Origin of the sequence: Blautia sp. AF34-10 (genome assembly GCF_003477865.1) — a bacterium.
Classification (GTDB): domain Bacteria; phylum Bacillota; class Clostridia; order Lachnospirales; family Lachnospiraceae; genus Fusicatenibacter; species Fusicatenibacter saccharivorans.
Map to the genome: position 1 here is coordinate 39,955 of NZ_QUED01000026.1, position 12,125 is coordinate 52,079.

Sequence of the window (12,125 nt, forward strand, 5' to 3'; positions counted from 1 at the left end):
GCCTGCTCCGGTTTTACTTTTCCTTATCCGGCAGTTTTACCGATTCTTCCTTCCACTCCAGCCCCATCTGTTCTGCGAAATCCCGGTAAATCTCCCAGTATGTTTTCTGCATATATTCTACTCTATATTTCTCCATCACACGGCGATAGCCGGTCTCTCCCATTTCCAGGCGCATTTTTTCATTTGCCGCCATATCCAGCATCGCCTGCGCGATTTCTTCAATATTCATGATATGCGTGACAATTCCGGCCGCACCGAAATCATCACTTTCCCCGTAAATCAGTCCATAGCAGTTTCCGACATCCGTTGCAATCACCGGCTTATGCGCCGCATAGCTTTCCAGAATGGTCAGCGGCTGTCCCTCACTTATGCTGGTCAGAATGGTCACATCCATTCTTCCAAGATAATCGCGGATATTGATTCTTCCGGTAAAAACAACATCCGGGATTTCCATATCCGAGACAAGCTGGAAACACTCCTCGGCATATTCCCGGTCTTCTTCCCATGGTCCCATAATCCAGAGTTTCAGACGGTCATCTTTTTCTTTCGCAAAACCAAATGCCTGAATCATCGTTTTGACATCTTTAATCGGGGTCACACGCAGTACCGCACCGATGTTGATTTTTCCTTCATCTTCTTCCGTTTTCCCCGGAATATTCTGCAGATTTTCCACACGGATTCCGTTTGGCGTGACCATGGTTTTTTCGATCGGGCAGCCAAGTTCGATCTGCAGTTCCCGTGCATGTTCAAACAGTGATGTAATGAGCGTCCCTTCGTTGTACGCCAGCTTTGACATTTTTCGAAACTGATCGATCCAGATATTTTTATAGATTCCTTCTACCCATTTGGCTTTGATCAGTTCTTCTTCCCGCTCTCTGGTGTAAATTCCGTGCTCAGAAATCAGGAGACGGCTGCCGTAGAAGTGTTTTGCCATGGCACCAAGAACCCCCGCATAACCGGTTGCAACACAGTGGTACAAATCGGCACGCGGTATTTCCGTCTGCATGGTGAGAAACAGCGGCAGATAAATCGAACGCATCGTCCACAGGAAATCAGAAAAGACAATCTGACTGTATTTCAGATTATAGCAGTCTCTGACCGCATTCAGAAAATCCTCCCCCATCAGTAGCGCATTCAGGGAAACATTTTCTTTCTGGAAAAGGTCAAACAAAACATCCCACTCGATGTCCTGATCCAGAATCAGACTGCGCAGTGCCTGATACTGTTCTTTTTTCAGCCGTTTTCTGTGCAGTTTCTTGCTGCCGCTCCAGTCCACATCGTCAAGATAAAGTTCATAGACCGCAGACACATTTTTCGGCAATTCATAGGCATATTTTCCCCGCTGGGAACGATTTGCCGCAATTGCAAGAATCACAAATTCCGTTTCCGGAAACAGCTGGATCAGGCTGTGTACCCAGCTTGAAACACCTCCTACGACGAAAGGGTAGCATCCTTCCGCAACAATGCAGACTCTCATTCGTTTTTCGCCCCTTTCTCATAGTAATACCGTTGATCCGATGCTCCAAGCGTAATCCTTACCTCACTTTGCTCTGCGCGAATCAGCCACGCGGAATCTTCAAGTTTTTCTGCTGTTCCGCCTGTAACTTTTCTGACATCTTCATTGTGCGTGCGAAGAACATAATACGCTGTTTCATCGGTTCCTGTTGTCCTTAATGTGATGGCATTGTCTTCTCTGTCATCTTCATAACGGGAATTCAGAAATGTCCGGATTCTGGTGTCACATTCCGATACGGTCGTGCCGTCAAAACCGGAGAATAGCTTCCAGTACGTAGAAAGATTCGCCGCAAATTCCTTGCCGATATTTTCCCAGCGATCCTCTTCTGTTTTCGGATAAAGAATAGCATCCAAATCCAGCAGAACACTGGTATATCCAAGTGCAGATTCCACACTCTTTACTTTCATCCAGGAACGGTATGTAAATTGCTCCTCTTCTTCCGATATCACTTTCTGGCTTGTAACCTGATCGTTCTGATATCTTACAATATCCCCCTCGGTATCCTTGGCTTTTACAACCGTACGAATCTGTTCAAGAACAGGCTGCTGCAATGCTTTTTCCATTTCTTCATCCGTCTGTTCTCCAGCGTAAAAAGAAGAAAAAGCAAACGTATTCAATTTTTTTTGCATGAACTCCTGATCTTCCTGCAGTTTCTGTATCACATCCGTTTCTGACTCACAAGTACCGGAAAGCCCTGTTTCCCCTTTTTGCTCATTAATCAGTTTCACATAATAGTTCAGCATACTGCCATCTGGTTTTGTTGTACTGCTGTAATCAAGCTTCGGCGCCAGCATACAGGTCAGTCCGAGATGATTCTTTTCATAAACAGAAGCAAAAGAGGGCCAGATGATATCACGGTTAACAGCTGTTGCTGTGTTGCCGTAAATCTCCTGCATCTGTGCTGTATTTTCCTCTGTCAGAACCGGAAAATTAGCAGCAATCAGATTCTGTGCATTTACGACCGGGTAAATCAGATAATCTCTTGTCTCGTAAAGCATTCCGGTCAGGATTCCAAGTCCCGTTTCATCCTCCATATAATCTCCGTTTACTGCAAAAACATAGGCATTTCCCGTACTTTTTCGCCAGATTGCAACGGGATGTTCCTGCACTTTTAAGGTACTGTCTTCCGGAATACCTTTCATATAAGCTTTCGTACCACCTGCCAGTTTAAACCACGGAAAAGTCAGTTCAAGATCCTGCATCTTTTTCTCTTCCTGTTTCTTCGCCTCATAAATGTTTTCTCCGCCAAGCATCAGATTCGCATACAAATCCATTCCCTTCACCGTTACCTGATCTGCTGTAATTTTTTTGATGCCAAGCAATTCCATGAATTTCTGATTCTTTTTTATCACAGAAACATCAGGCAGATTTGCAAATACAAGATGAATCCCCTGTTCTGTACATTTTTGCAGTTCCACGGTATCCTTTACGGTTGTCCAGTCTATATTTTCCGAATTCACAATCACCATTTCCGGCAGCCTGGTATCTTTTTTCTCCATTGCTTTCTCATATTTTGTTATCGATGAATAGACTGCTGACTCATATTTCATATACCGGCACCATTCCTGAACAACGGTACCGATAGAGTCGCTCTTTTCTGCTCCGATATAAACAATGGTTCCCCTGCTGCCCTCTATGTTAATCTGATCGGAAGCATCCACTGCTCCAAATGCTCCGCTTCCATCCGCTAACGTTTCTTTATCCTTCGCATATGCATTTGTATCGTAATAGTTCAGCTTTTCTCTTGCCACATTCAATCCCTGGAATAAGAAAAGAACGATCGCCATAATGATTGTAATTGCTACAAAATTTCTACGCGAAACCATCTCTATTCTTCCTCGCTTCCTGCCTTTGGCGTTGGATTGTTATATCCGTAATCAATTGCAAAATTGTACGGACTGTTTACGTTCTGCTGTACACGATAACAAATAAAACTGTCTGTTTCATAATAGACTTCCATCTCGTCTGGATAAAGTTCTTTAAATTTCTGTGTCCAGTAATAAATATGGCACATCGTATACCACCGGTTTTCTGCAAAATACGGTTCAATTCCGCCTGCTGACGGAAGGGATGCTTCTGCTCCCTCCACGGTTACTTCTTTGTGGTTGGTACTTCCCGCATAATCAATTGGAATTTTTTCCACAAAAAAATATACATTCTGTGTCGGCATAATGATCTCCGGATTTTTTTCCAGATCCTGCAGTTCACGCAGAAAAGTAATGGTCTCATAATGGTAGCCGTAAAACTCCGTCATTCGAAGTTCATCATCGGCAGAGCAGATGGTCCAGGTGAAATTCCTGTTTTCTTTTAAAATATTGGTAACGCAGGCAATCGCTCCATTATCTTCCAGAGCGTCTACAACAATCGGCTTTCTCAGAAGACCATTTGATATCACAGCAGAAACCGCTATGACTAAAGTAAGGATAGATGCAACATTGCTGACCCATCTTTTCTTCCACCATCGTATCAGGAGATGTACGATGGCATCTGCTCCCAGCGTCCATGAAAAACAAACCGAATAGCAAAGGAAAATGCTGCAGCGGTTTGGATCCATCAATGCCGGCAAATGCAGCAGGGATGCACATTGCAGACAGCACATACAGAGCAGATAAAAGGCAGTGGAAAAAATCACTCCCGCAAAATCAATCTCCCGTAAAAGCACCATCAAACTTCCAAGCGCAGCCAAAAGCACAATACTTCCCAGGGTAATTTCCACAATATATGGTTTTACATTCATCACATTTACGCGAATGCTGCTTCGAACTGCTGCAAATTTTTCTTTTAAACGTTCCTTTAATGGCTTCTGCTGCTCCTTCGCTTGTTCTGCCAGTTTCTCTTCAGCCGCTTTTTTCAGCGCCTCGACCTGTGATGCACTGACTGTTGAGCCGCCATCCCTGTTTTCTGTCCCCTCACTTTCCGAAATGGTGCTCAGCTCTGTATTTTCCACCAGAGAATCTGTCGCTTCCGTTTCATCATCCTTTCCTCCATTGATAACACTTAATCCCCAGTACAGGGATCCCTGCAGTCCTTTTCCCATCGCAACACCCGCCGCCATGGGCAGTACAGAAAGCAGCACACTCAGGATTCCCGTTGCCATAATTCTGCGGAAATACTTCCACCGGGCAAACCGGAAACAAAAGCCGACTGCAACGCCAATGCAAAACAGCCCGGCGATCATCGTGCTGTAAAAGTGGATCGTCAGCGTAAGCGAAAATCCAATGGCAAACTGGATCAGATACCAACGGCAGTTTTGATCCAGTTCTTTTTTTTCATTCTCTTCTGCCTTCTGCTCTTTTGCAAATTCCTGAAAAAAACGGATCGCCATGCAGACAGACGTCAGAATAAAGATCATACTGAATTCCTGCGGCAGCGCACCTTCAAATCTTGCATACGTATTCCGGTTAAAAATATCCATCACATAGAACAGCACGCCAAGATATGGAGTAAATCTTCCCTTGCACACCATTTTCAGCGCCACAACCATTGCCAGATATACAAAATATGTCTGCACTACGCCAAAGATCCGCAGCAAGACATACGTTTTGATCCCAAACACCATATGCAGATAATAAATCACGATGTGAAATCCATACGGGTACACACCTGCAACCCAGATGTTGTTCCGATCCAGCTCATTGATCCAGTAGTTGTGTACCGGGATATCACTGGCTTTATAACCGTAAGCTTCGATCATATTCGGCCCATAGACATACGTAATTGCCGCAATCGCGGCCCCCATCACAGCAAGCTCCAGCAGCACATTCAGCCATTGCTTTCTTTTTCCACGGAAAAACCGCCTGTAAATGGTCCCTCGCAGCTGCACAAGCGAAGTTTTCTTTCCACGTTCTCCACTCAGCAGACGCTCTACATTCTCCAGAACCCACTCGATCACACCTGGAATCTTACTTCTTCTTTTCCAGATCCACACCAGAAGAAACGGCCCCACGGTGCCTGCCGTCAGTGTCACACGATTGCTGATATGAAGAAACTGCAGCAGATATACCAGATAGATGATATAAAAATTTCCCGCAAAAAAATATCCGGTCAGCTGTTCCGCAGCAGAAAAACGGCGGAACCGCTTCCGGAGTACCAGCCATGGGAGGAACAAAGTTACAATGCCATATGCCGCGACAATTTCCAGAAACTGTAAAATTGTAAGCCATTTCATTGTCATAATCTCTGTTCCTCCTTTCTGCTTTTCTTTTTCTTCCTGCTTAACTGAAAATCCGGATCAGCTCCAGCGTCTCATTATCAATAATAATATCAGACTCTTTCAGTTCCTGCAAAACTTCGAAGAATTTCTCTTTTTCCCCCATTGTGAAATACAGTTTTAACCGGCAGGTATACGCTGCCAGCGCATTTCCGTGCTGCCGTGCCAGACGCATACACCACTTTTCGGTTTCCGGAATTTTTTTTAAATCCAGAAGTTTCAGGCACAGTCCCTCGTACCGGTCTGCCGTAATTCGTGCACCGTTTTTCTGGTACAGCGATTCGGCCGCTTCTTCCAGCATATTGACATACTTGGTCTGCTCCATTGTTGTAAAAATTTTCTGACTTAAAATTCGATTCATATAATCGATCAGCATTTCTTCACATTCTGTTTCCGTCTCTGTTTCCTGCTGCATCTGCGTGTACATTTTCTGCACATTGGACCGGAAATCGTTCAGCTCATCCCGCAATACCGAGGCCGCATAATGGGATGTCTCAGAATCTTCGCTGTTCAGTGCCATGGTAATGGATTCCAGGGATTTTTGCATATCTCCGCGGATCACATTCAGCATCAGCATACGCATATTCCGCTTGTCACTGACGGCAAGCGATTCTTCCAGCGGCGCCATGTTGCGCTCCCGCTCCTCGTCCGCTTTCAGATGTGTCTGCACACGTTCCTTGCTGAAAATAACATCTTCCAGATCGACCGCCTGGCGGAATACCGTCTTGTAAATCAGATAACTGCACAGAAAAAATGCCGGACCGACGACCGGGCAGAGAACCATGACGATAAAACGAATAAAAAATGCTCTCCGATTGTCGTACTGAATCTCCTCCCCCTGCTCTCTTTTCAGATCACACGCCGGAACATAAAGGAAAATTCCAACCAGCAGATACACAAGCGCAATCAGAGCATTCACGATCCACAGGATCACAAACGCCAGTGTTCCGTTTATGCTCATGCGGCCACCTCCCCATTTGCAATTGTACTCTCATATCCAGCTTCTGCAAAACGAGTAATAACACCCAGCGCATTCTTTTCCTCTGTATCCGAAAGCAATACATACAGGCCGCCATCCAGCATTCCGACGTAATCGGTCTGTCGCAGTTTCTTTCCGAGCACCTCTGCTGCTTCCAGATATTTTTCTTCTCCGCAGGTAATCTTTACCAGGGAACATTCTGTCAGTCCATTCCGCTTTGCCTCAAAAAACGCACTTACCAGCTGTGTAAATGCCTCTTTTTCCAAAATGCTGCTGTTGCCCAGATAACGGTGCTCCCGGAGTGCTTCCAGATAACGGTTTGCACGGACAACCGCATTCTGAATCAGATAGCTGATGACCGTCAGACGATTGGACTCGGCCAGGTTCATGCGGTCCCACGGAAGTCCCCACAGCATCAGAATGATCTGCATTTCATCCTCCGCATAAATGGCCTGCGCCATCAGCGGATAGCGCTCATCCATCGTCTTGTTGATGAATACGCGGCGTTCTTTCAGATCCGTATACATCGCTTCCATCTCCGGGTAGCGGATGGAATTTCCCAGCTTTCTGGCCGTCGGCGAAGTAAAGGAAAAGAGACGCGCATACGACTGGTTGGCAACGGTGTAAACCGCCACATCCTCCGTATTCATCAGCTTGGAAATCGTCTGTGCTGCATAGAAAAGCACCTCATAGGCACCGTATTGATCCAGTGACGATGTAATTTCATAAATTTTTCCAAGACTGTCCTTCTGGTTGACAAGCTGCAGTTCAAAAATCTGTTTCATCCGCACATTGCTGTCGTTGATCTCAGTCATATCGCCAAGCTGTCCGTGCAGATAGCTGATCTCCTCCTGATCGTCCTTTTTGATATGATGAATCTGGTCACGCATGTAACCGACTACCATGCCCAGGATAAAAAGCTGCGCCATCCAGATATACGTACTGTAATCCATCAGCACTTCCAGACCGCTCTGGTTATACATCTGGCGGAAACAGTAGCCAGCCGTCGCCAGAAGCGCTGAGAAGATCGCCTGCTGCTGTCCATACACAATCGCAAACAAAAGCACATACAAAAGATACGCATCCAGCTTTGCAAAATACTGGCTGCCGACCGCACGGTTATGAATCATAAAGAACGGGATAAAACAGATCAGGTTTCCAGATACGGAGCCAGCATGCGGAAAATCCGCACCAGCAGTCTCCAGACCCGGTTGCCCCATCCGGCGCCCGTATCTTCTCTCTGTAAAAAGGAACTGCTGTATTTCTTCATATACTCTACAACAGCTTTTACGCCTTCTTCGTATGGGACAAAAATTTTTCCGTCAAATTCTTTCCTGTACCGTCTGCCATCCAGCACCAGGCGATAGCCCTCTCCGACGGTATCATCCCGAATCGTCGTTCCGTCTCCCGCATTCTGCTGAATCAGCTCTGCCAGTTTCATCTGACTGATGACCTCGCCGGAAGAAATGTGATACAGCGGATATTTCGGATGCTCTGCCATCATCACGCGGTACGCAAACTCCACCGCATCGCTCTGATAAATCATGGAAAAAACATTTCGGCTGTTTGCTGCAATCTGATTGGTTTTCAGCATTTTCAGCATCATCTGGAAACATGGGTTATTGTCGGCCTTTCCTTTCCGTGGAATATCATACATATGATCGAAGCGCAGAACCCGCGTGTCCATCTCTCTGGTGTCACGATAGCTTTTGCAGATATTTTCTCCCTGCAAAATCGCCATTGCCTGAAAGCTTTTGGACGATGCCGGTTCCGTTTCGTGGATATCGCTGCTGTAAGACCGGCCATAAACAACTTCGGAAGACAGGTACACAAAACGACCATTTTGTTTAAATGCATACGCCGAAAGAAGGTTCGTCAGATCTGCGGTGTAACGGACCGACTCTCTTCTGGCATCACTCCAGTCATAGTTGGTATCGTAAGCTCCGAGAAAAATAACAAGATCCGGGTTTACATTGGTAAAAATTTCCCGCACGCTCTCGCTGTCGTAGGGGAAATTATACCGTTCGAAGACGCGGCGGTACTTTCCTCTTCCATCCCGCTTTCCGGTCAGCAGATATGTCTTATGTCCGTCTTTTTCCATTTTGGTGATCAGAGCATCCATCAGTCTGCTCTCGCCGCCGACTAAAAATACTATCATACGCTACCTCGCCGTTTTCGTAGATTTTTCAAACACGCTCCAGGATACCATAGTTTCGGAATGTTTCCAGCACTGCGTTTACGTCCTCCTGCACTTCCTCCGCCGGCATATCGTAAGCTTTTCCGAGCCGTTTTGCAATCTCTTTTGCAGATACGGCATCGCCGGTCTGCTCGTAAATAAAAGCTGCTGTTTCACTCAGTGTGAGTACCTGATTCATCTTTTCCGCCGTCGCCCCATATGGAATCAGAACATATTCGTCTGCAATCTGTCTGAGTACAAAATCACCTTTTCTGGTCATTTTTATCTCCATTCTTCTGCGTCTTGCTTTTCTTTCTTACCTCAGAGAAAAACAAGGATACTAATAGTTCTATTATAGCCCTACCCAATTGCATTGTAAACTTTATTTTGCTTTTTATTGATATCTGTAATAAAGTTTTATTTCTCTGCACTTTCTTTTTCCATTTTGTGATATACTAAAACATATTTGAAAAATCTTTTCCCCAAAGGAGTATCTTATGCAGCCGCTTGATGCCGTTTATTTACAGATTTTAAAAAATTTATGCACGGATTTGTCCGAACCGGTCCCGCTTGATGGTGTGGATCCGTCCGCCTTATACCGTCTGGCCGAAAAACACTGTTCGCTTCCGTTTCTTCTGCCATATTTTGAACAGCAGCCGCAGTTTTCTGCTCTCAAACAGCAGACGAAGCAGATGCTGCTCTCCTATTATCAGCTGGAACATTTTACACGCCTTACTTTTTCGCTCCTCCTTGCGGAGAAGATTCCCTGCTTTCTCTTAAAGGGCATCAGTCTCGCCGCCAATTATCCCATTCCCGAATATCGGAAGCTGGGAGATCTGGATCTTTATATTCCCGAAAAAGATGCTTTTTCCCGTGCCTGCCGGATTCTTAACGCTCATGGCTACACGGAGGAGCCGGAGGAGAGCGATCACCATGTCACCTACCGCTTCACTTTTCCCGAGACTGGCCGCTCCTTTACGCTGGAACTCCATTACCGCATCGTCGGTATTTATCAGTTTTCCCGGGCCAATGAACTGGTGGACGAAATTTTTTCCGCCAGTCATCTGAAACCATCTTTCGTGGAACTCTACGGTCAGACCTATCCGGTACTGCCGCCAACGGAAAATGTGTTTTACATGCTGCATCACATGCTCAAGCATTACCTCTACAGCGGTTTTGGCAGCCGTCTGCTCTGCGATTTCACTCTGTATCTGGAACGTTATGCCTCCGAGGTTAATTTTGAAAAAATCCACTTCTGGTGCCGGGAATCGAAAATTTTTCATCTGTATGAGCTGATTCTGGAATCCTGCCGTATTTATTTCGGTCTTTCTGCCTCCATTGATCCGCAGGTTCACTGCTCTGCCTCTGACTGTGCCATTTTTCTGGAAAAAATTCTCGCAGACGGCGATTTCGGCAGTGATACACAGAGAAAAATTGTCAGCAGCGGTTCCTACCAGCACACCGGTATCCATGCCTGGTTCCACGAAGGCCATATTCAGATGAAGCTGCGGTTCCCAAAGCTTCATAAATGCGTACTTCTCTGGCCGGTTCTCTGGGTCATCACATTTTTCTGTTTCCTGTCCAACACCTACCGTATCCGCCACACGACACTGCGGCAGACGCTGGCAGACTTCCGGGCCGATAACCGGAAGACCAAGCTGTTAAAAATCTTCGACAACAACGATTTGCAATAAAACGAAAAACGAGTAAGCGAACGTCTCCCCTGTTCACTTACTCGTTTTTCTGTTCTGTCAATCTATGGGAATGCGTCTTCCCTCTGCCTATCCCCTTGCAAAGGTTCCACGCCTGTTTTTAATAAAAATGCTGATATCCGATCTGAATTCCGCTGCCGTAGCCGCTGTTGAAATACAGGCATCCGCCAACCGGGCTCTCACCTGCAAGTGCAGCCTGTGCAGCTGCGTAACAGTCACTTCTCGCTCCGCGGGAAAGCACGCTCTGGAAAGTTCCGGTCGCAACCGGTGTAAACTGTCCACTCTGATAAATAACGCCGGAAATGCTGTTCGGGAAGGAACCGCTGTTGACACGGTTTACTACAACCGCTCCGACTGCCACCATTCCTGTGTAGCTCTCGCCGCCTGCCTCGCACTCGATCAGTGCTGCAAGCATTGCCACATCATTGCTGTCTGCGGAAATTACCGATGCACTGCCTGCTGTGGAGGCTGCTGCTGCGCTGCTTGCCGCACAGGCCTGTGATGCCTGGTATTCCTCCATGGAAACAGCACCTTTTAACTCCTCTGAAAGTGTCACATAGTCTCCATGAACGTATGCGCTGCTTCCGCTGTACTGGATCTGATACCAGTCAGCCTCTTCGCCGAATATGCTGACTTCACCATTCTGTGTCAGTGTTCCAACCTGCGCGGAATCTGTGGATGCTGCCTCACGGACACGAAGGCTGTCCGCCTGAACAACTCCGGTGATACCGCACATATTGCGGTAATGTGCTTTTGCCTCTTCCCCAAATACCAGATATTCATTCTTTATGTAGCCTTCTACACCATTGGAAGAGATCTTGCTCCACTCGTCTCCTTTTTCTGTTACAGTAACCGCATAGCCCGGCATCAGAACTCCGACGATCTCGAATCTGCGTTTGCCTCGCTGCGGATGTTGACATATCCTTCTACGTTTGCTGCAGCCATTGTGCTCCAGTCTGTTTTATTTAAAATGGTTTCTTCCTTTGTCTCTGCTTTTACGGGTGCAGCCATGATGACAGTCAGTGTGAGCACGCTCCCCAGGATGCCCGGCACATAACTTTTTTTGAATGTCATACTTACCTCCTGAATAATTATTACGTTTTTGTTACATCTTGTTACAAACCGATTCTACCAGTGTTACATCTTTTTGTCAACTAGAATATTTCGACAACATTCCTGTCTTTTCCCATCGTTTTTTTCATAGAACCCACAATTTTTCACCACTTTTCCGCTTTTTTGACGAATTGGATCGGTTTTTATTCCCACTTTTTCTTCTGCATGCGGCCTGCCTGGAATACTTTTCCGTGTCTTGTTTCCTTCTTTTTATTTTGCTTTTGTTTCACATTCTGCCCTTTCTGCCCTCTTTTTCCGCAAATATTTTTTAAGAAATTGTGACAGTTCTTTTTCTATTTTTCGACATGCATTACAAACCTTTTCCACTTTTGACGCATTTTCAAATTTTCTTTTAACTTTTTATTTTTACATGATATTTCTTTCTACATATGGTATAATCTTTTAAAAAGAAAGAAAAT

General features: G+C 45.8%; 10 protein-coding genes. 1 reads left to right on the forward strand and 9 read right to left on the reverse strand.

Translation table 11 applies throughout. The annotated features are described in order from the left end of the window. Nucleotides 1-13: 13 nt before the first annotated feature. The 7 genes from pelF to DWZ60_RS14290 are packed head-to-tail and all read right to left on the reverse strand — an operon-like array spanning nucleotide 14 to nucleotide 9,161. Complete coding sequence (gene pelF / locus DWZ60_RS14265) at nucleotides 14-1,477, reverse strand: GT4 family glycosyltransferase PelF (RefSeq protein ID WP_022461103.1); 1,464 nt, start codon at nucleotides 1,475-1,477, stop codon at nucleotides 14-16. Further along, entirely contained in the window at nucleotides 1,474-3,342 is a 1,869-nt protein-coding gene (locus tag DWZ60_RS14270) for a DUF2194 domain-containing protein (RefSeq protein ID WP_055220894.1), read from the reverse strand. Before DWZ60_RS14270 ends, pelF begins: the two co-directional genes overlap by 4 nt. 2 nt (nucleotides 3,343-3,344) lie before the next feature. Continuing rightward, nucleotides 3,345-5,690, reverse strand: a complete 2,346-nt coding sequence (locus tag DWZ60_RS14275; RefSeq protein WP_117813386.1) for a hypothetical protein — start codon at nucleotides 5,688-5,690, stop codon at nucleotides 3,345-3,347. Between the two features lie 40 nt (nucleotides 5,691-5,730). Continuing rightward, the gene (locus DWZ60_RS14280) at nucleotides 5,731-6,687 is read right to left on the reverse strand and encodes a hypothetical protein (protein WP_022461106.1); all 957 of its coding nucleotides are present in this window, start codon (nucleotides 6,685-6,687) and stop codon (nucleotides 5,731-5,733) included. Beyond that, a complete protein-coding gene (locus DWZ60_RS18380; RefSeq protein WP_243038341.1) occupies nucleotides 6,684-7,925 on the reverse strand; it encodes a hypothetical protein in 1,242 nt (413 codons plus the stop codon). Before DWZ60_RS18380 ends, DWZ60_RS14280 begins: the two co-directional genes overlap by 4 nt. Next, the gene (locus tag DWZ60_RS18385; protein ID WP_243038342.1) at nucleotides 7,856-8,863 is read right to left on the reverse strand and encodes an NAD-dependent epimerase/dehydratase family protein; all 1,008 of its coding nucleotides are present in this window, start codon (nucleotides 8,861-8,863) and stop codon (nucleotides 7,856-7,858) included. The genes DWZ60_RS18380 and DWZ60_RS18385 overlap by 70 nt, the downstream gene beginning before the upstream one ends. Nucleotides 8,864-8,891: 28 nt before the next feature. Then, complete coding sequence (locus DWZ60_RS14290) at nucleotides 8,892-9,161, reverse strand: PqqD family protein (RefSeq protein WP_022461108.1); 270 nt, start codon at nucleotides 9,159-9,161, stop codon at nucleotides 8,892-8,894. A gap of 217 nt (nucleotides 9,162-9,378) precedes the next feature. Here DWZ60_RS14290 and DWZ60_RS14295 point away from each other — a divergent pair, with 217 nt between their 5' ends. Next, nucleotides 9,379-10,575, forward strand: a complete 1,197-nt coding sequence (locus DWZ60_RS14295; RefSeq protein WP_022461109.1) for a nucleotidyltransferase domain-containing protein — start codon at nucleotides 9,379-9,381, stop codon at nucleotides 10,573-10,575. Between the two features lie 118 nt (nucleotides 10,576-10,693). On the opposite strand, the gene DWZ60_RS14300 is transcribed toward DWZ60_RS14295, so the two are convergent. Then, nucleotides 10,694-11,461 carry a cell wall hydrolase gene (locus tag DWZ60_RS14300; RefSeq protein WP_119221913.1) on the reverse strand — a complete coding sequence of 256 codons (768 nt, stop codon included), beginning with the start codon at nucleotides 11,459-11,461 and terminating at the stop codon, nucleotides 10,694-10,696. Then, nucleotides 11,461-11,667, reverse strand: coding sequence for a hypothetical protein (locus DWZ60_RS14305; RefSeq protein WP_119221915.1), 207 nt, complete (start codon nucleotides 11,665-11,667; stop codon nucleotides 11,461-11,463). Before DWZ60_RS14305 ends, DWZ60_RS14300 begins: the two co-directional genes overlap by 1 nt. Nucleotides 11,668-12,125 lie beyond the last annotated feature (458 nt).

Excerpts from the sequence above, each read along its gene's own strand:
- pelF (WP_022461103.1), bottom strand. The coding sequence starts at position 1,477 with ATGAGAGTCTGCATTGTTGCGGAAGGATGCTACCCTTTCGTCGTAGGA.
- DWZ60_RS14270 (WP_055220894.1), bottom strand. The coding sequence starts at position 3,342 with ATGGTTTCGCGTAGAAATTTTGTAGCAATTACAATCATTATGGCGATC.
- DWZ60_RS14275 (WP_117813386.1), bottom strand. The coding sequence starts at position 5,690 with ATGACAATGAAATGGCTTACAATTTTACAGTTTCTGGAAATTGTCGCG.
- DWZ60_RS14280 (WP_022461106.1), bottom strand. The coding sequence starts at position 6,687 with ATGAGCATAAACGGAACACTGGCGTTTGTGATCCTGTGGATCGTGAAT.
- DWZ60_RS18380 (WP_243038341.1), bottom strand. The coding sequence starts at position 7,925 with ATGGGGCAACCGGGTCTGGAGACTGCTGGTGCGGATTTTCCGCATGCT.
- DWZ60_RS18385 (WP_243038342.1), bottom strand. The coding sequence starts at position 8,863 with ATGATAGTATTTTTAGTCGGCGGCGAGAGCAGACTGATGGATGCTCTG.
- DWZ60_RS14290 (WP_022461108.1), bottom strand. The coding sequence starts at position 9,161 with ATGACCAGAAAAGGTGATTTTGTACTCAGACAGATTGCAGACGAATAT.
- DWZ60_RS14295 (WP_022461109.1), top strand. The coding sequence starts at position 9,379 with ATGCAGCCGCTTGATGCCGTTTATTTACAGATTTTAAAAAATTTATGC.
- DWZ60_RS14300 (WP_119221913.1), bottom strand. The coding sequence starts at position 11,461 with ATGCCGGGCTATGCGGTTACTGTAACAGAAAAAGGAGACGAGTGGAGC.
- DWZ60_RS14305 (WP_119221915.1), bottom strand. The coding sequence starts at position 11,667 with ATGACATTCAAAAAAAGTTATGTGCCGGGCATCCTGGGGAGCGTGCTC.